The following is a 19,020-nucleotide window of genomic DNA, read 5'->3' on the forward strand; positions in this document are numbered from 1 at the left end:
GTGCACTCCGTCCTTACCTAAGGATCGCGCTGGCCCGCGCTGCGACTGGCGCCTCGCAAGGACACGCGAGGTCGGCGTCCTTGTAGGCGGCGCACTCCCCACCGCACTTCCTTGGGGGCCGTGCGCCTAGAGCTTCGTCTCCTCGTGAGCGTGCACTCCGTCCTTACCTAAGGATCGCGCTGGCCCGCGCTGCGACTGGCGCCTCGCAAGGACACGCGAGGTCGGCGTCCTTGTAGGCGGCGCACTCTCCGCCGTCAATCCTTGTGGTCCGTCCATCCAGAGTCTCGTCTCCCCGTGAGCGTGCACTCCGTCCTTACCTAAGGATCGGTACGAGCTTGGGCATGCGCAATCGTAAGCGCCGAGTGCCGCCATGCGGTGAGTCCGGCGTTGAGACCGCGCATGTCCATTCACGGCGCTCGCCCCGCCCGCCGACCGCGCATGCCGTCGGGGCACGACCACCCCACACGCTCCCGGGAGCCTGGGGTTGAACCGCAGATCCACGCCACGCGCGAGCCATCGTTCGACAGATAGCCCTACCCCGCGTCGCGTCGACTCTAATCCGTTCAGTTCGCACGTCCGTCGGGCCACCGTGGCGCTCCCGCCGCCCTCACCCCGCCCCGCCCGCCTCGGCCCGTCGAGTTCACCCCAGTTGCTCCGTAGACCCGCTGTCGACAGCCCACTCTCAGCAGGCACCGTGCCGTACCCGCCGAGCCCAGACCCATTAACTAGACACCCAACGACGACTGAGTCTGTTTCACGTGAAACAACCAACTCGCTGCCGTGAAGTCGGGTCGCGGGTCACCTGTTTCACGTGAAACACAGCGATAGACACCCCCGTCGTCCACCCGGACCTCGTTGGTCGCAGATTGCGCCCGGCAGGCTCCACCCAAAAATCCCCAGAACCACGAAACGCACCGTTTCACGTGAAACGATGCGCTCCGAAAAGGACGTGCTGCCGACCTAGACCCCGAACGGATCCTGCCCGAGCTCGCCCAGGATGCGATTCAAGTCGCCAACTGAAGCGAAGTCGATGGTGATCGAGCCCTTGCGCGCGCCCAGCACCACCTTGACACGTGTGTCGAGCCGATCGCCGAGCTTGTCAGCCACCTCGATCAGGTGTCCCTGCGTCGCACCGGTCTGCGGCTGCGGGCGCTTCGGCTTCACGGTGAGCCCGGCAGCAGCGGCCTCGGCCGCGCGGACGCTCAGGTCTTCGTTAACGATCTTGTCAGCAAGACGTTCCATACCGGCGGCGTCGCCGACCGACAGAATCGCTCGGGCGTGACCGGCCGAGAGAACACCTGAGGCGACCCGTCGCTGGACGGGGGAGGGGAGGCGGAGCAGGCGGATCGTGTTGGTGATCTGCGGGCGGCTCCGACCGATGCGGTCAGCAAGTGCCTCCTGGGTGATGCCGAAGTCGGAGAGAAGCTGCTGGTATGCCGAAGCCTCTTCCAGGGGGTTCAGCTGAGCACGGTGGAGGTTCTCCAAGAGGGCATCCCGGAGCATCGACTCGTCGGCGGTGTCCTTGACGATGGCTGGGACGGTGGCGAGGCCGAGCTGCTTCGTCGCACGCAGACGGCGCTCGCCCATGATCAGCTCGTACTGCGGACCACCCGCCTGAAGGTGCTTGAGCGGGCGGACGACGATGGGCTGGAGGACGCCGACTTCGCGGATGGAGGCGACGAGTTCCTGCAACTCCTCTTCGCGGAACTCTGTACGAGGCTGCTGCGCGTTCGGGACGATGTCGAGCGGGTTCAGACTCGCGAGGCGGGCGCCGGGAACAGCGATGAGGTCGTCGGCGGTCTGCTCGCGCATGGGGAAGAAGACGTCGACGGGGCGGCCCTGCGTCTCGTCGGCGACGGGGATGAGCGCGCCGATTCCGCGGCCGAGTCCAGTTCTCTTCGTTGCCATCAGCGGGGTACTCCTCGGTGTGCGAGCTCGGACGCGGCCTCGAGGTACGAGAGCGAGCCGGGGGAACTGGGGTCGTAGCTGATCACGGACTGCCCGTAGCCGGGCGCCTCGCTGATCCGCACCGACCGGGGAATCATGGTCGTGAAGACCTCTTTGGGGAAGTGCTCCCGAACGTCGGCAGCGACCTGCTGAGACAGGTTGGTGCGTCCGTCGTACATCGTAAGCAGAATGCTCGACACGGTGAGCACCGGATTCAGATGCTTCTCGATCAGCTGAATGTTGCGCAGGAGCTGGCTCAGACCCTCCAGCGCGTAGTACTCGCACTGAATCGGAATCAGGACCTCCTGCGCAGCGACGAAGGCGTTGATCGTCAGAAGCCCCAGCGACGGCGGGCAGTCCACGAAGACGTAGTCGAAGCGGCGGTTCTCTCGCTCTGTCTCTGTAAGGAAGTTCTCAAGAGCGGTGCGGAGTCGCTGCTCGCGAGCCACCAGGGAGACCAACTCGATCTCGGCGCCGGCCAGGTGAATCGTGGACGGGACGCAGTACAGTTCGGCGAACTCGGGGCTCTTCTGGATCACATCGACGATTGCGGATTCTCCGACGACGACGTCGTACACGCTGGCCGTCTCCGCTCGGTGCTCGACGCCGAGGGCGGTGGAGGCGTTGCCCTGCGGATCGAGATCGATCACCAGAACGCGCGCTCCGCCACGAGCGAGACCGGCCGCGAGGTTGACCGTTGTGGTGGTCTTGCCCACGCCGCCCTTCTGGTTCGACACCGTGATGACACGCGTCTTGGATGGGACCGGGAGTGGATCGTCTTTGATGGCCTCACGCCGACGTGTGAGGTCGGCGATCTCGCGAGCAAGGGGAGTGGTCGCATCGAAGCTGACACCGCCGGAACCGGCACGGCCGGCCCGAGCTGCGTCGGATATCGAGGCGTCTGAAGCTTTACTCACCGGATAGATCTCCGAATCGCAGGGTTTCACGTGAAACCGGCCGCCCAGGAGGGGAAAGCTTCGAGACGCGAGCGAATAGAACCTTGCGTCACGCAGCTGGAACCGTGAGAACCCGGGTGCCGCTAGTCAGTCAACTGTAGCCCGAAAGACGCGTGTGGTTTCTTCCACAAGGCCTCCTCCGAGCTCGATCACCTGGACATCAATAAGGTGATTTCTGGCGATCACCTTTCGCGCGGCTTCGACCTCCGCCTCGACGCGAGCCCCCTTGAGGAACAGCAGCTCTCCGCCCGTCTTCACGAGCGGAACCGTCAGGGGGATCAGCTTCGAGAGGGCACTCACAGCTCGAGCTGTCACCTGGTCGAGCCAGGGATTGATCTCAGCTTCTTCTGCCCGTGCCCGGACGACCTCGACGTTCGTAAGTCGCAGGCGGTCCGCCTCGGCACGGAGCCAGTCGGTGCGTCGCTCCATCGGCTCGATCAGGATCATCGTTACATCCGGCCGAGCTGCGGCGAGAACAATACCCGGCAGGCCAGCGCCGGAACCGATGTCACCGACCCGCCCATCCCGTACGAGCAAGGGGGCGAGAAGCCCGCTATTGATGACATGCCGCGTCCACAGGCGTGGCAGCTCTAGAGGACCGATGAGTCCTAGCTCCTCACCGTACTGAGCAAGGTCGGCCGTGTACTGGCGAACGACCTCGAGGCGCTCTCCAAAGAGGGTGGCCGCGACGGTGGGCTCGACCTCGAGCTCAGATAGAGGGGCGTTCATCGTTTCACGTGAAACGGAGCTGAGCGATTCATAAATTGAGAATTACTCAGGAACGAGTCACGACGGTGTGACGATCGCGCCCTTCACCCTCGGACTCGGAGCCGAAACCACGAGCCGCGACGATGTCGTGGACGAGCTTGCGCTCGTAAGACGACATCGGGGGGAGCGAAGCGGAGGTGGCGCCCTCTTCCAAGCGAGCCACGGCTCGGTCGACGAGGGTGGTCAGTTCCTGCTCGCGAGTGGCACGCGAACCCCCGACATCGAGGATCAGCCGCGAGAACTCGCCCGTGCGGGTCTGCACGGCGATACGCGTGAGCTCTTGGAGCGCAGTGACGGTGTCGGGCTTCGACAGGACGCGGAGGTCGTTCTCACCGGACGAGTCGACTGAGATGTAGGAGCGACCGCCCCGGGTCTCGATGTCGATGTCTCCGTCGAGGTCGAGGATGTCGAGCAGCTCTTCGATGTAGTCGGCGGCGATGTCGCCCTCGTCGAGGTCGGAGTCGCCGGCGGGCGACCCGGTCTCTGAAACCGCGCCGGACGCCCCGTCGACCGCTTCGGGAGCGTCGTCGCCCGAGGGGACCTCAGTGTCGGCGGTGGCCGTCTCGACCTCGAGCGCGGCGTCGTCGACGGCTGGGTCGGAGGCGGCTGCGGGCTCGGAGGAAGGGGAAAGGGAGCTCATCGGGCCCCTCCATTCTGCTTCTTGGCGCGGTTCTTGCCGACCGGCTGCGTGCGCTGTGTGGTGGTGCGCTTGGGCGTCTCGATCTCGGTGACGGTGATCTCGGTCAGCGTCTTCAGCCCGCCGCTCTTGCCGCGCGCCTCGCGGTCTTTGCGGCGCTTCTCGAGCCGCGCTTCGCGGGCGATCGCCGCGTCGCTGCCGGGGGTCGGGCTGTTGCGGATGACGATGTACTGCTGGCCCATGGTCCAGAAGTTGGAGGTCAGCCAGTAGAACATGACGCCGAGCGGGAAGGAGAGGCCCGAGAAGAGGAAGACGAGCGGGAGCACGTACAGGAGCATCTTCTGCTGGCGGTACATGGGGCTCGCCTTGGTCTCAGGCGACATGTTCTTGCTGGTCAGCTGGAGCTGCGTGTAGAACTGCGACGCCGTCATGAGCACGATCATGGCGCCGGCGATGAGCTTCACCGAGATGACGTCGGAGTTCGTGAAGGTCTCTTTGAGGGGTGCGCCGAAGAGCGTGGAGTTCGCGAATGCGTCAGACAGGTTGCGGTTCAACAGGCCGATGCCGACCTTGTCGAGCTGCGCGTTGTGGAGAACGGTGTAGAGCGAGAAGAACACCGGCATCTGGATCAGAAGCGGAAGGCACGACGAGAGCGGGTTGGTACCCGTCTCCTTGTAGAGGGCCATGGTCTCGCGCGACATCGCCTCGCGGGAGAACTGGTCTTTCTTGCCCTTGTACTTGTCCTGGATCTTCTTCAGCTGCGGGGCGACCTCCATCATCCGCCGCTGGTTCTTGATCTGGCGGACGAAGATCGGGATGAGGCAGACGCGCACGACGATGGTCAGCAGCACGATCGACAGGACCCACGTGACACCGGCGTCAGGGTCTAGTCCGATGGCTGTCAGGACGTAGTGCCATCCCACGAGGATCGCCTCGACCACCCATCGGATGGGGTAGAGGATCGTGCCGATGAAATCGAGCATGTCTAGGGTCAGCCCTTCTGGTGACTGTGGACGGGCACGAGCCCGGTAGGCGAAACAGGTGCGCCGAAGGCCGGCGAAGCGGGGGTGGAGTCGGCCGGCACAACGAAGCCGCTGGCCAGGATCGATCTCGAATGCTCATGGCGGGAGTGCGGAACATCGTCGATGCCGCCGGACGCCCAGGGATTGCAGCGGACGATGCGCCAGGCCCCGAGGCCGATGCCCCTCACGGACCCGTGCGTCTGGATCCCCCGGAGCGTGTACGAGGAGCAGGACGGGTAGAACCGGCAGACGTCGCCGTAGAGAGGCGAGATGACGGCTCGGTAGGCGCGCAGGATCGCCACGCACACGTTGCGTGGGAGGAGTGCCAGGAACTGGACCGTGCGCCTCACCGCTTCACACCCTTCGCACCGATGACCTCGGTGATCTCTTGGAGCAGGGTAGACCACCGAACTGCATCCGAGCCTGGTAGTGCGCGGATCACGACGTCCGTTCGCTCCGGGGGGAAACCCGAGGCCAGCAGCTCGTGCGACACCGCCTTCAAGCGACGTCGGACGGTGTTGCGGACGACCGCGTTCCCCACCGTCTTGGCGACGATGAACCCGAAGCGTGGAGCGTCGGTCGGGGCTGATTCCGGGCGCACGTAAACGACACAGTGCGCCGTGGCCGACTTGCGACCACGACGCACGGTGTTGCGGTAATCGTCTGCGCGGACGATCCGGTTGGGCTTAGCCAGCACCGAAGCCTCTTCCGCGGAGCCGAGGCTCGTGCGAGATCCGGCCTACGCCGAGAGCTCGGTGCGGCCTTTGCCGCGACGAGCGGCGAGGATCGCACGACCGGCACGGGTGCGCATGCGAGCGCGGAAGCCGTGCTTCTTGGCGCGACGACGGTTGTTCGGCTGGAAGGTGCGCTTGCTCATGGTTTTGTCTCCAGAAGGAAAGGGACCGAGCTGAACGCGCCGGAGACACGTGCCGCAGTCCGAGAAGTCTTGTCAGCCTGAAGGTGGCTGAAATCAACTGGTTAAAACTACGCGAGCCGGGCCTCGGGGTCAAACGGCACGCAAAACACCCATTATCCACAGTGGGGAAAACCTGGGTTGTGTTGACCACGCCGTGTCGAACTAAGGTGGGGGAGTCCCGCGCGAGATCACCCGGGATCTCGGGGATCAACCGCCCGTCCGGCTTCTCCGCGGCAGCTTTGCACCGGTGGATAACCCTGTGTAGAACTACCGAGCCCGGACAGCACCGCTACGAACGAGCAGCGCGACGAACAACCACCGCACGAATAAGCACGCGACGAACAAGCACCGCACGAACAAGCACGCGACGAACAAACAGAGAGCAGCAACGTGACCAGCACGATCGACCCGGTCCAGGGCCTCTGGCGGACCGTGCTCGCGCGCCTCACGAGCGACGACCGCATCACCCCTCAGCTGCACGGCTTCGTCAACCTCGTCGAGCCGAAGGGCGTCCTCGGCGACACCCTCTACCTCGAGGTGCCGAACGAGCTCACCCGCGGGATGCTCGAGCAGCGCGTGCGCGAGCCCCTGCTCGAGGCGATCTCGCTTCTCGACGACTCGCCCGTCGCCAGCTTCGCGATCACGGTCAACCCCGACATCACGCCCGATCTCCTGAGTCAGCCGCAGCAGCCGGCCGAGTCGGAGCGCTACGTCGAGCCCCCCTTCGTGCCTGTTCCGGTGCAGCCCGTGTCGCTGACCGCGGCTCCCACGAAGCGCACCGACTCGCGGCTGAACCCGAAGTACTCGTTCGACAACTTCGTCATCGGCGCCTCCAACCGCTTCGCCCACGCGGCCGCGGTCGCAGTCAGCGAGGCGCCGGCCAAGGCCTACAACCCGCTCTTCATCTACGGCGAGTCCGGGCTGGGTAAGACCCACCTCCTCCACGCGATCGGGCACTACGCCGAGAGCATGTACCCGGGCATCCGCGTCCGGTACGTCTCGAGCGAGGAGTTCACCAACGACTTCATCAACTCGATCGCGAACAACCGGTCGAGCCAGTTCCAGCAGCGCTACCGCGAGATCGACATCCTGCTGATCGACGACATCCAGTTCCTGCAGGGCAAGGACTCCACGCAGGAGGCCTTCTTCCACACCTTCAACACCCTGCACGACCACGACAAGCAGCTGGTCATCACCTCCGACCTCCCGCCCAAGCACCTCACCGGCTTCGAAGACCGGATGCGCTCGCGCTTCGAGTGGGGTCTGATCACCGACGTCCAGGTTCCCGACCTCGAGACGCGCATCGCGATCCTCCGCAAGAAGGCCCAGAGCGAGAAGCTCCAGATCCGCGACGAGATCCTCGAGTTCATCGCGACGAAGGTGTCGAGCAACATCCGCGAGCTCGAAGGCACGCTGATCCGGGTCACAGCGTTCGCCAGCCTGAACCGCACGGCCGTCGACATGCCGCTCGTCCAGACGGTCCTGAAAGACCTGATCACGCTCGACGAAGACAACGTGATCGCTCCGGTCGACATCATCAATCACACCGCCGACTACTTCAAGCTCTCGGTCGACGACCTGTACGGCTCGTCCCGCTCGCAGGCGATCGCAACGGCCCGCCAGATCGCGATGTACCTCTGCCGCGAGCTCACCAACCTCTCCCTCCCCAAGATCGGGCAGCTGTTCGGCAACCGCGACCACACCACGGTCATGTACGCGAACAAGAAGATCTCCGAGCTGATGAAGGAGCGCCGGTCGATCTACAACCAGGTCACCGAGCTCACCAGCCGCATCAAGCAGGACCACCGCTACAAGTAGGCGTTCCCACTCGCGCACGCCGGGCGCAGACAGCCGAGTCGAAGGCGCAGGAACTTCCCTGCCGGCTCGGCTGTCACCTGTTAACCCCCCTCCGTCGCTCCCCTCCGAGAGCCCTGGCGGGCCAAGGGGAGACGTCTCCGTGGGCACCTGGATCGTCGGGTTTCCCCAGTTGTGGATAACTTGTGGAAAGTCGTGGATAAGTCGTGGATGAATTGTTCACTCTTCGAGGTGCCCTGTGAATGACACGAATTCCGACCCTGCCGAAACCAACAGGTCCACCCCGAGGCGCTCACAATCCATCAACAACTCACACAGATGTAGTTCCCTGTGCCTGAGCGGTTATTAACAAGTTATCCACACTGTGCACAACGGTTAAGACTGTTACTCCTTCTTAGAAAAGGATTGGGAGAGAGACAACCTTGTGGACGGCGGAGGCGGCGGAGGCCCCAGGACCCGGCTCGAGAATTGCTGTGCCAGTATTAACCGGCATCGACCTGCTCTCCGTTGGTGCCCGACAGTCCGAATAGGGGTCACAGCGTGAAGTTCCAGGTCAACCGCGATGTCTTCAGCGACGCCGTGTCGTTCGCAGTGAAGCTCCTTCCGCAGCGGACCACTCTTCCGATCCTCAGCGGAGTCCTGATCGAGGCTCACCAGGGCGGGCTCACCCTGTCGTCGTTCGACTACGAGGTCTCATCGCAGACGAGCATCGCAGCCGAGGTCGACGAGCCGGGCACGATCCTCGTCTCGGGCCGGCTCCTGGCCGACATCGCCAACCGCCTGCCCAGCGCCCCCGTCGTGTTCACCACCGAAGACACCCGCATCAGCGTCGCCTGCGGCTCCGCCAACTTCTCTTTGCTGAGCATGCCCGTCGAGGAGTACCCCACGCTGCCGGCCGTCGGCGAGCAGTCGGGCGTCGTCCCCGGCGACGCGTTCTCCCTCGCCGTGTCGCAGGTCGCCGTCGCGGCGAGCCGCGACGACGTCACCCCGGTCATCACCGGCGTGCAGCTCGAGGTCACCGAGAACGCCCTCTCGCTGGTAGCCACCGACCGGTACCGCGTCGCGGTGCGGGGGATCGACTGGGACCCGGGCACCGCAGCTTCGACCCAGACGCTGACCGCGCTCGTTCCTGCGCGCACCCTGCAGGAGGTCGGCAAGACGTTCGGCAACGCCGCGACGCTGTCGGTCGCGATCACGGGTTCGGAGGACCGCGAGCTCATCGCGTTCCAGGCCGACAACAAGATCGTCACGTCGTTGCTCATCAAGGGCAACTTCCCGCCCGTCAAGCGACTGTTCCCCGAGACGGTCGAGAACTACGCGGTGATGAACACCGCGGACCTCGTGGAGGCGACGCGTCGCGTGTCGCTCGTCCTCGAGCGCGAAGCAGCTTTGAGATTCACGTTCACCATCGACGGCCTCACCCTCGAGGCCATCGGTAGCGAGCAAGCGCAGGCGTCAGAGTCGATCGACGCGCTCCTGACCGGAGAAGACACCGTGGTTTCACTGAAGCCGCAGTTCCTCCTGGACGGACTGGGAGCAGTCCACTCCGAATTCGTCCGCATCTCGTTCACCAAGACCGAGAACCCGAACAAGCCGGGGCCCGTCCTGATCACGAGCCAGTCCTCGAAAGATCAGCCGGGTGCGGACAGCTACAAGTACCTGCTCCAGCCCAATCTCCTGCTGCGCTGACCGCGCGCTTCCACCGGACGTGCGCCCGAAACCGACGCGCGGACACCTGAACAAAAGGAACCTCATGCACATCGGCCTCATCGGTCTCGGCAAAATGGGCAACAACATGCGCACCCGCCTGCGCGAGCACGACATCGAGGTGACCGGGTACGACCACAACCCCGATGTCTCCGACGTCGCCGACCTCAAGGAGCTCGCCGCCGCCCTGCCCGCCCCCCGCATCGTCTGGGCCATGGTCCCGTCGGGCGCCATCACCGCCGGCGTCGTCAAGGAGCTCTCGGAGGTGCTCTCCGAGGGTGACATGGTCATCGACGGCGGCAACTCGAAGTGGACCAGCGACTTCGACAACGAGAAGCTCCTCGCCGAGAAGGGCATCAAGTACATCGACGCCGGTGTCTCCGGCGGCGTCTGGGGCCTCAAGAACGGCTACGGCCTGATGGTCGGCGGATCCGACGAGAACGTCGCCCTCGCCATGCCGATCTTCGACGCGCTTCGTCCCGAGGGCCCCAAGGCCGAGGGCTTCGTCCACGCCGGCCCCGTCGGCGCCGGCCACTACACGAAAATGGTCCACAACGGCATCGAGTACGCCATCATGCAGGCGTACGGCGAGGGCTTCGAGCTCCTCGAGGCGAAGAAGGACCTCGTCAAAGACGTCCCCGGAACCTTCAAGGCCTGGCAGCGCGGCACAGTCGTGCGCTCCTGGCTCCTCGAGCTCCTCGTCATCGGCCTCGAGGCCGACCCGAAGTTCGACGAGATCTCGGGCTACGTCGAGGACTCGGGTGAGGGTCGCTGGACTCTCGCCGACGCCATCGAGCTCGCTGTGCCGATGCCCACGATCAGCGCTTCCATCTTCGCCCGCTTCGTCTCCCGCCAGGGCGACGGGTCGCCGACGATGAAGGCCGTCGCGGCGCTGCGCAACCAGTTCGGCGGCCACGCGGTCAAGAAGGCCGACTAGCCTCCCCGTTCCACCCAGAGGGGCCCGCGTGCGTGTACTCCACCTCAGCCTGACCGATTTCCGCAACTACGCGTCTGCTGAAGTCGAACTCGCGCGCGGGCCCAATCTCTTCGTCGGCCGCAACGGCCAGGGCAAGACGAACCTCGTCGAGTCCCTCGGCTACCTGGCCACCCTCGGATCGCACCGTGTGTCGAACGACTCGGCGATGATCCGGGCCGGCTTCGATTCGGCGATCGTGCGGGCCAAGATCGAGAGCTCCGAGCGCGACCTGCTCGTCGAGGTCCAGATCAACCGGTCCGCGCCGAACCGTGCGCAGATCAACCGGGGTGCGATCAAGCCCCGCGAGCTTCCCCGCTACTTCTCGAGCATCCTGTTCGCCCCCGAAGACCTCTCGCTCGTGCGGGGGGAACCGGGTGGGCGCAGGCGGTTCCTCGACGAGCTGCTCGTGGCGCGCAACCCGCGCCTGGCCGGAGTCCTGTCGGACTACGACAGGGTTCTCCGCCAGCGCAACACGTTGCTGAAGTCGGCCCGTAATACCGGCGTCAAGGGCGACAAGCTCTCCACGCTCGACATCTGGGACGACCGCCTCGTCGTGCTCGGCAGCGAGATCATCGCGTCGCGCGAGATGCTCGTCGAGGCGCTGCGGCCCGAGGTCGGCGCCGCGTACCAGTCGGTCGCCGGAGACGATCACGCCGCCGACCTGTCGACGGTCGTCAGCATCCGCGGCAGGCTGCAAGAACATGACGACCCGATCGAGTCGGCGCAGCCGGCCCTGCCCGCGGCCGAGATCGAGCCGACCTTCCGGGAGGCGGTCGCGCGGGTGCGCCGCAACGAGCTGGAGCGCGGCGTCACGCTCGTGGGGCCGCACCGCGACGATCTCTTCCTGCAGCTGAACGGGCTTCCGGCGCGCGGCTACGCGAGCCACGGCGAGTCGTGGTCGTTCGCCCTCGCCCTCAAGCTCGCCTCGGCCGCCGTGCTCCGCCGCGAGTCGGCCACCGGCGACCCGGTCATCGTGCTCGACGACGTCTTCGCCGAGCTCGACCGGACTCGACGCGAGCGCCTCGCCGATGCGGTCGCCGACTACGAGCAGGTGCTCATCACGGCGGCGGTGGAGGAGGACGTCCCGGAGAGACTCGCGGCGCACGTCGTGCGGATCTCGAAGGGGAGAATCGTCGAATCGGAACCACCCCGAGTTCCTGCGCCCGTCGCTTCTGCTCCCTCGCCCGAGGCGTCGATCGACGGCGGCGCATGAGCCCGCGCAGGCCGGGGCCGGTCGACGACAACGAGGCGCAGCGCGTCTACCTCCGCTTTCGGCGGGTGTTCGGCGATGCATCGAGCCGAGGTCGCGACGCGAAGCGGCGGATCGCGCGATCGGGAGCCCCGAGCCAGCCGTTCTCGAGCGGCCGCGACCCGAAGGGGATCGCCGACGTGATCCTCGGCGTCACGACAGAACTGGGCTGGAACTCGGCCCTGGCGCAGTCCGACCTGATGAACGCGTGGCCCGATCTCGTCGGCGCGGAGCTCGCCGGCCACTCCGTTCCGGTCGGAATCGAAGACGGCACCCTCACCGTGCAGTGCGACTCGACGGCGTGGGCGACGCAGCTCCGATTGATGCGGTCGCAGATCACGACGTCGATCGTCACGACCTACCCGCAGGCTGGGATCGAGTCGATGCGTTTTCTCGCCCCCAACGCCCCGACCTGGAAACGGGGTCCCAGATCGGTCCCAGGGCGTGGTCCTCGCGATACTTACGGTTGACAGGAGTGATTCGGTCAACCAGCCCGGGAAAATCGCTCTGAGGGCGTATTTCGCCCGATGGGCCGACCTCCTGCGATAGACTTGCTCCGTCGCGCGCGAGGCCTCCGTAACCAGATACGACGGTGTGTCCACAGCCCCGTCTGCGACGTATCGAGAACAACGGCAGGAGCCCCACAACTGATGTCACCGAAGTCCAGCGACGGCACCGATCACTCCTACGAAGCCAGCGACATCCAGGTACTCGAAGGGCTCGAAGCGGTTCGCAAGCGTCCTGGCATGTACATCGGCTCCACCGGTCCCCGCGGTCTGCATCACCTCGTCTACGAGATCGTCGACAACGCCGTCGACGAGGCTCTGGCGGGGTACTGCGACACGATCCACGTCACCATGCGCGAAGACGGCGGCATCCGCGTCATCGACAACGGACGCGGCATCCCCGTCGACATCCACCCCGTCGAGAAGAAGTCGACCGTCGAGGTCGTCCTCACGGTGCTGCACGCCGGCGGCAAGTTCGGCGGCGGCGGCTACGCGGTCTCGGGTGGTCTGCACGGCGTCGGCTCATCTGTCGTGAACGCCCTGTCGACCGAGCTCGACGTCGAGGTGCACCGCCAGGGTTCCGTGTGGCGCCAGAGCTTCACCGACGGCGTGCCGGTCGCGCCCCTCGCGCAGGGCGAGGACGCCCCCGACACGGGGACGACGATCACCTTCTGGCCGAACGCCGAGATCTTCGAGACCGTCGAGTTCGACTACGAGACGCTACGTGCCCGCTTCCAGCAGATGGCCTTCCTGAACAAGGGCCTCCGCATCACGCTGACAGACGAGCGCCCGCTCCCGGAGGACGCCCCCGACGGCGCCACGGTCAAGAGCGACGACTTCATGTACGAGAAGGGGCTCGAGGACTACGTCGAGTACCTGAACGCGACCAAGAAGGTCGAGGTCGTCCACGACGACATCATCAGCTTCGAGGCCGAGGACACCGATCGGCGCATGGCCCTCGAGGTCGCCATGCAGTGGAACACCTCGTACAGCGAGAGCGTCCACACCTACGCCAACACGATCAACACCCACGAGGGCGGCACTCACGAAGAGGGCTTCCGCGCCGCGCTGACGACGGTCGTCAACAAGTACGGCAAAGAGAAGAGCCTCATCAAGGAGAAAGACGAGAACCTGTCGGGCGAGGATGTCCGCGAGGGCCTCACCGCGGTCATCTCGATCAAGCTCGGCGAGCCGCAGTTCGAGGGGCAGACGAAGACGAAGCTCGGCAACACCGAGGCCAAGTCGTTCACGCAGAAGGTCGCCTACGACCAGATCAACGACTGGTTCGACAAGAACCCGATCCAGGCCAAGGAGATCATCAAGAAGGGTCAGGCCGCGCAGGCGGCTCGGCTGGCAGCTCGCAAGGCCCGCGACTCCACGCGTCGCAAGGGCGTTCTCGAGTCGAACGGCATGCCCGGCAAGCTCAAGGACTGCCAGAGCAAAGACCCGGCGCTCAGCGAGATCTTCCTGGTCGAGGGCGACTCGGCCGGCGGCTCGGCCGTCCAGGGCCGCAACCCCGAGACGCAGGCGATCCTGCCGCTCCGCGGCAAGATCCTCAACGTCGAGAAGGCCCGCCTCGACCGCGCTCTCGGCAACAACGAGGTGCAGTCGATGATCAAGGCGTTCGGCGCCGACATCGGAGACGACTTCGACCCCGAGAAGGCCCGCTACCACAAGATCGTGCTCATGGCCGACGCCGACGTCGACGGCCAGCACATCACGACGCTGCTGCTGACGCTGCTCTTCCGGTACATGCGCCCCCTGATCGACCTCGGCTACGTCTACTTGGCCATGCCCCCGCTGTTCAAGCTCAAGTGGTCGAACGCCCCGCACGAGTACGTGTACAGCGACCTCGAGCGCGACGCCCTGACCGCGGCCGGCAAGGCCGAAGGCAAGCGCATGCCGAAAGACAACGGCATCCAGCGCTACAAGGGTCTCGGCGAGATGGACTACAAGGAGCTCTGGGAGACCACGATGGACCCCGAGACCCGCACGCTCCGCCAGGTCACCCTGGACGACGCGGTAGCCGCCGACACGATCTTCAACACCCTCATGGGCGAAGACGTCGAGCTGCGACGCAACTTCATCCAGCAGAACGCGAAAGACGTTCGCTTCCTCGACATCTGATCCCCACCCGAGTTCCTGCACTCGTGCAGGGTCCCGAGTGATCGTCACGTGCAGGATGCACGGGGCCGACAACCGAAAGAACACGAACGATGGCAGACGAGACCGACGACACCACCGGCGGCATCCCCGAGGGCGTGGCCCCACGAGAGTTCGCCGCTCAGCTGAAGCGCGACAGCATCGAAGCCGTCGACCTCCAGCTCGAGATGCAGCGCTCCTACCTCGACTACGCGATGAGCGTCATCGTCGGACGTGCGCTCCCCGAGGTGCGCGACGGCCTGAAGCCGGTGCACCGCCGCGTCATCTACGCGATGTACGACGGCGGCTACCGCCCCGACCGCGCGTTCTCGAAGTGCGCCCGCGTCGTCGGCGAGGTGATGGGAAACTTCCACCCCCACGGCGACTCCGCCATCTACGACGCGCTCGTCCGCCTCGTGCAGCCGTGGAGCCTCCGCTACCCGCTGGCGCTCGGCCAGGGCAACTTCGGCTCGCCGGGGAACGACGGCGCGGCCGCCCCCCGGTACACCGAGACCAAGATGGCTCCACTCGCCCTCGAGATGGTCCGCGACATCGACGAGGACACCGTCGACTTCCAGGACAACTACGACGGCCGCACTCAGGAGCCGGCGATCCTGCCGGCCCGCTTCCCGAACCTCCTCGTCAACGGCTCGGTCGGCATCGCCGTCGGCATGGCGACGAACATCCCGCCGCACAACCTTCGCGAGGTCGCCGCCGGCGCGCAGTGGTACCTCGAGAACCCCGAGGCCAACCGCGAGGAGCTCCTCGAGGCGCTCATGCAGCGCATCAAGGGCCCCGACTTTCCCACCGGCGCGCAGATCCTCGGCGTGCGCGGGATCCACGACGCCTACCGCACCGGCCGCGGCTCGATCACGATGCGCGCCGTGGTCAACGTCGAGGAGATCCAGAACCGCACGTGCCTCGTCGTCACCGAGCTGCCGTACCAGGTGAACCCCGACAATCTCGCGATCAAGATCGCCGACCTCGTCCGCGAGGGGCGCGTCGCCGGCATCGCCGACATCCGCGACGAGACCTCCGGCCGCACCGGCCAGCGCCTGGTCATCGTGCTCAAGCGCGACGCAGTCGCGAAGGTCGTGCTCAACAACCTCTACAAGCACACGTCGCTCCAGGAGAACTTCGGCGCGAACATGCTCGCCATCGTCGACGGAGTGCCGCGCACCCTGCCGCTCGACGGCTTCATCTCGGCGTGGGTCGCGCACCAGATCGAGGTCATCGTCCGCCGCACGCAGTTCCGTCTGCGCAAGGCCGAGGCCGACGCGCACATCCTGCGCGGCTACATCAAGGCCCTCGACGCCCTCGACGAGGTCATCGCGCTCATTCGCCGGTCGCCCACCGTCGACGAGGCCCGATCGGGCCTCATCGAGCTGCTCGACATCGACGAGCTCCAGGCCAATGCGGTGCTCGCGATGCAGCTCCGCCGCCTGGCCGCCCTCGAGCGCCAGAAGATCCAGGACGACCACGACGAGCTCGAGCGCAAGATCCTCGACTTCCAGGACATCCTCGCGAAGCCGGGTCGCCAGCGCAGCATCGTCAGCGACGAGCTCAAAGAGATCACCGACAAGTTCGGCGACGACCGCCGCACCGAGATCATGTTCGGGTTCGACGGCGACATGAGCGTCGAAGACCTCATTCCCGAGGAGGAGATGGTCGTCACGCTGACCCGCGGCGGCTACATCAAGCGCACGCGCAGCGACAACTACCGCTCGCAGCACCGCGGCGGCAAGGGTGTCAAGGGTGCCCAGCTCCGCGCCGACGACGTCGTCGACCACTTCTTCGTGACCACGACGCATCACTGGCTGCTGTTCCTCACCAACAAGGGCCGCGTCTACCGTGCCAAGGCGTACGAGCTGCAGGAGGCCGGTCGCGACGCCAAGGGCCAGCACGTCGCCAACCTGCTCGCGATGCAGCCCGACGAGGAGATCTCGCAGGTCCTCGACATCCCCGACTACGAGGTCGCCAGCTACCTGGTGCTCGCCACCCGCGACGGACTCATCAAGAAGACGGCGCTGACCGAGTACGACACGAACCGGACCGGCGGCATCATCGCCATCAATCTGCGTGAGGGGGACGAGCTCGTCTCCGCTCTGCTGGTCGACGAGCACGATGACCTCCTCCTGGTCTCGCGTCACGGCATGTCACTGCGCTTCACCGCCTCCAACGACTCGTTGCGCCCGATGGGCCGCTCGACGTCGGGCGTGAAGGGCATGACGTTCCGCGACGCCGACAGCCTCCTCTCGGCATCGGTCGTCGACGAGGCCGGATTCGTCTTCGTCGTGACCGAGGGCGGCTACGCGAAACGCACCGCCGCCGACCAGTACCGCATCCAGAACCGCGGCGGTCTCGGCATCAAGGTCGCCAAGCTGGCCGAAGCCCGGGGCGACCTCGCCGGCGCCATGATCGTCTCCGAGGACGACGAGGTGCTCGTCGTTCTGTCCGGAGGCAAGGTGGTAAGGTCTGCCGTGTCCGAGGTACCAGCCAAGGGCCGCGACACCATGGGCGTCGTCTTCGCGCGGTTCGCCGCCGACGACAAGATCATCGCCGTCGCACGCAACTCGGAGCGCAACCTCGAAGGTGCGTCCGACGAGAGTGCCGATGAAGATGCGCCTGAAGACGGAGGCGCAACCGGTGCAGAGTCTGCCACGGTTGACGAAAGCGCCACCGAGGCTCCAGACGGTGCCGACGACACCACGGGTGACACCGCCGGAGAGGACACGACGAACGAATGACTAGCGTCGCTGAAAAGCTTCAGAACAAGGCCAAGAAGCCAGTCGGCACCAAGCAGGTGCGACTGAAGCTCGTCTACATTGACTTCTGGTCGACGGTGAAGCTGTCCTTCCTCATCGCGGTCGCACTCGGCATCATCACCGTCGTCGCGACGTTCCTGATCTACGTGATTCTCACCCGCCTGGGGATCTTCGACACCGTCGACACCCTCCTGCAGGAAGTGCTGGGCGACAACAGCTTCACACTGCAGAACACGCTGTCGATCGGGCAGGTGATGCTGTTCGCCGTCGTCGTGGCCATCTTGAACATCGTGATCGGCACCGTGCTCGGTGCTATCGCCGCTCTCCTCTACAACCTGAGCGTGCGGATCACCGGCGGGCTGCTCGTCGGATTCACCAACAACTGAAGCCGATCCACGACAGAGCCGATCCACGACAGAGCCGATCCATGACAGAGCCGATCCACGACAGAGCCGAACGACGACAGAGCTGAACGACGCCGAACCGGTGCCGATTTAGCGAATGGCCGCGAATACGGTACTGTCTTATTCGGTCCAGGGGGCTATAGCTCAGGCGGTTAGAGCGCTTCGCTGATAACGAAGAGGTCATAGGTTCAAGTCCTATTAGCCCCACTCCATGCTGATAACCGGCATGAAGATCCCCTTCCCGGGGTAGCACCACCCGGGGCCTTAGCTCAGTTGGTAGAGCGCCTGCTTTGCAAGCAGGATGTCGGGAGTTCGATTCTCCCAGGCTCCACTCGATTCGCCTCCTCGTGTTCGGTTCGCCTTCGGCTCACCTCGCGGAAAACTCTCGTCGTGCTTGTTCGGCCGCTGCCGGCGGCATGCCGCATCGGCGGCTGCCGCATCGGCGACAGCGGATCCTCGTCTCGGCGGCCCGGTACCTGTCGGCGGGTGGGACGGGAGAAGCCCGCCCCCTTGCGGGGACGGGCTTCGTGGGGCACTGGGTCGTGCGCTCAGGCCTTGGTCTCTTCGTCATCGGCAACCCACAGCTCGTCGTCGGCACGGAGCGTCTGCGCCGCGGCGTAGACGACGGCGGCCAGTGCGCCGATGCCGAGGATGATCAGGAAGACCTTGCCGCCGCTGAGGCCCTTCTTCTTGGACGTCTTCTTGGCGACCTGCTTCTGGACCTTCTTGGCCTGAAGGGCGGCCTTCGCCACCTTCTTCGTGGCCTTGGGGTGCTTGCGAGCGGCCTTTGCGGCCTTCTTCAGCGCCTTGCGCTTGGCACGGCGGCTGAGCTTCTTGCCCTTCTTCTTCAGACCGTCGATGTCGAGGTCGGGAAGAGCATCGCTCAGCGGGCTCGACGCGACGGCGGCCGAGACGGCGGGAGCGACATCCTTGACCAGCTTCTCCTTGGCCTGGCCGGCTGCGGCCGTGGCCGAGGCGACACCGGACGAGACGGCGGGCTTGACCTGCGCGTCGAACGCGGCCTTGACGCGCGGAGCGACGTCCTTCTTCACGACTTCGGCGGCTTCGGCGCCCGCGGCCTTCCAGAAGTCGGCAGAGTGGCCGAGGACTTCGCGCTGCTCTCCCCAGATGCCGGCGGCATCCCCCTGGAGCTTCTTCAGTTCGCGTGTGCGCTTGCGTGACGTGGCCATTAGCTCTCCCTCGTGTGGAT

At 65.5% G+C, this 19,020-nt stretch carries 17 protein-coding genes and 2 tRNA genes; 10 read left to right on the top strand and 9 right to left on the bottom strand.

Annotation, left to right across the window (positions count from 1 at the left end):
* Positions 1-960 precede the first annotated feature (960 nt).
* From EDF46_RS12480 to rpmH, 8 genes are all read right to left on the bottom strand, one after another.
* The gene (locus EDF46_RS12480; protein ID WP_123506646.1) at positions 961-1,908 is read right to left on the bottom strand and encodes a ParB/RepB/Spo0J family partition protein; all 948 of its coding nucleotides are present in this window, start codon (positions 1,906-1,908) and stop codon (positions 961-963) included.
* Positions 1,908-2,840 carry a ParA family protein gene (locus EDF46_RS12485; RefSeq protein ID WP_123507096.1) on the bottom strand — a complete coding sequence of 311 codons (933 nt, stop codon included), beginning with the start codon at positions 2,838-2,840 and terminating at the stop codon, positions 1,908-1,910. Before EDF46_RS12485 ends, EDF46_RS12480 begins: the two co-directional genes overlap by 1 nt.
* A gap of 150 nt (positions 2,841-2,990) precedes the next feature.
* A complete protein-coding gene (gene rsmG, locus EDF46_RS12490) occupies positions 2,991-3,632 on the bottom strand; it encodes a 16S rRNA (guanine(527)-N(7))-methyltransferase RsmG (RefSeq protein ID WP_123506647.1) in 642 nt (213 codons plus the stop codon).
* Positions 3,633-3,678: 46 nt separating this feature from the next.
* Positions 3,679-4,311, bottom strand: a complete 633-nt coding sequence (locus EDF46_RS12495) for a R3H domain-containing nucleic acid-binding protein (RefSeq protein ID WP_123506648.1) — start codon at positions 4,309-4,311, stop codon at positions 3,679-3,681.
* A complete protein-coding gene (yidC, locus tag EDF46_RS12500; protein ID WP_123506649.1) occupies positions 4,308-5,291 on the bottom strand; it encodes a membrane protein insertase YidC in 984 nt (327 codons plus the stop codon). The genes EDF46_RS12495 and yidC overlap by 4 nt, the downstream gene beginning before the upstream one ends.
* 8 nt (positions 5,292-5,299) lie before the next feature.
* A complete protein-coding gene (yidD, locus tag EDF46_RS12505) occupies positions 5,300-5,680 on the bottom strand; it encodes a membrane protein insertion efficiency factor YidD (RefSeq protein WP_123506650.1) in 381 nt (126 codons plus the stop codon).
* Positions 5,677-6,027 carry a ribonuclease P protein component gene (gene rnpA, locus EDF46_RS12510; RefSeq protein ID WP_123506651.1) on the bottom strand — a complete coding sequence of 117 codons (351 nt, stop codon included), beginning with the start codon at positions 6,025-6,027 and terminating at the stop codon, positions 5,677-5,679. Before rnpA ends, yidD begins: the two co-directional genes overlap by 4 nt.
* Positions 6,028-6,069: 42 nt before the next feature.
* A complete protein-coding gene (gene rpmH / locus EDF46_RS12515; protein WP_043595303.1) occupies positions 6,070-6,207 on the bottom strand; it encodes a 50S ribosomal protein L34 in 138 nt (45 codons plus the stop codon).
* Between the two features lie 471 nt (positions 6,208-6,678).
* Between rpmH and dnaA the strand changes: the two genes are divergently transcribed.
* The 10 genes from dnaA to EDF46_RS12565 all read left to right on the top strand — a co-directional run bounded on the left by dnaA (position 6,679) and on the right by EDF46_RS12565 (position 18,141).
* Positions 6,679-8,064, top strand: coding sequence for a chromosomal replication initiator protein DnaA (dnaA, locus tag EDF46_RS12520; protein WP_370454117.1), 1,386 nt, complete (start codon positions 6,679-6,681; stop codon positions 8,062-8,064).
* Between the two features lie 537 nt (positions 8,065-8,601).
* Positions 8,602-9,750: a DNA polymerase III subunit beta gene (gene dnaN / locus EDF46_RS12525; protein WP_123506653.1), complete on the top strand. Its 1,149-nt coding sequence runs from the start codon at positions 8,602-8,604 to the stop codon at positions 9,748-9,750.
* A 64-nt stretch (positions 9,751-9,814) separates the two neighbouring features.
* Positions 9,815-10,705, top strand: a complete 891-nt coding sequence (gene gnd / locus EDF46_RS12530; RefSeq protein WP_123506654.1) for a phosphogluconate dehydrogenase (NAD(+)-dependent, decarboxylating) — start codon at positions 9,815-9,817, stop codon at positions 10,703-10,705.
* 28 nt (positions 10,706-10,733) lie between these two features.
* Positions 10,734-11,957: a DNA replication/repair protein RecF gene (gene recF / locus EDF46_RS12535; protein WP_123506655.1), complete on the top strand. Its 1,224-nt coding sequence runs from the start codon at positions 10,734-10,736 to the stop codon at positions 11,955-11,957.
* Positions 11,954-12,463, top strand: a complete 510-nt coding sequence (locus EDF46_RS12540; RefSeq protein ID WP_123506656.1) for a DUF721 domain-containing protein — start codon at positions 11,954-11,956, stop codon at positions 12,461-12,463. The genes recF and EDF46_RS12540 overlap by 4 nt, the downstream gene beginning before the upstream one ends.
* 180 nt (positions 12,464-12,643) lie before the next feature.
* The gene (gyrB, locus tag EDF46_RS12545; protein WP_123506657.1) at positions 12,644-14,626 is read left to right on the top strand and encodes a DNA topoisomerase (ATP-hydrolyzing) subunit B; all 1,983 of its coding nucleotides are present in this window, start codon (positions 12,644-12,646) and stop codon (positions 14,624-14,626) included.
* Positions 14,627-14,715: 89 nt separating this feature from the next.
* Positions 14,716-17,388 (top strand): DNA gyrase subunit A, encoded by a 2,673-nt coding sequence (gene gyrA / locus EDF46_RS12550; protein ID WP_123506658.1) that lies wholly within the window; start codon positions 14,716-14,718, stop codon positions 17,386-17,388.
* On the top strand, positions 17,385-17,792 hold the full coding sequence (locus EDF46_RS12555; protein WP_123506659.1) for a DUF3566 domain-containing protein: 408 nt from the start codon (positions 17,385-17,387) through the stop codon (positions 17,790-17,792). Before gyrA ends, EDF46_RS12555 begins: the two co-directional genes overlap by 4 nt.
* A 151-nt stretch (positions 17,793-17,943) precedes the next feature.
* Positions 17,944-18,017, top strand: a tRNA-Ile gene (locus tag EDF46_RS12560).
* A gap of 51 nt (positions 18,018-18,068) precedes the next feature.
* Positions 18,069-18,141, top strand: a tRNA-Ala gene (locus EDF46_RS12565).
* 217 nt (positions 18,142-18,358) lie between these two features.
* Here the strand turns inward: EDF46_RS12565 and EDF46_RS12570 are convergent.
* A complete protein-coding gene (locus EDF46_RS12570; protein ID WP_123506660.1) occupies positions 18,359-19,000 on the bottom strand; it encodes a hypothetical protein in 642 nt (213 codons plus the stop codon).
* Between the last annotated feature and the right edge of the window lie 20 nt (positions 19,001-19,020).

This window comes from Frondihabitans sp. PhB188, assembly GCF_003752365.1.
Lineage (GTDB): Bacteria > Actinomycetota > Actinomycetes > Actinomycetales > Microbacteriaceae > Frondihabitans.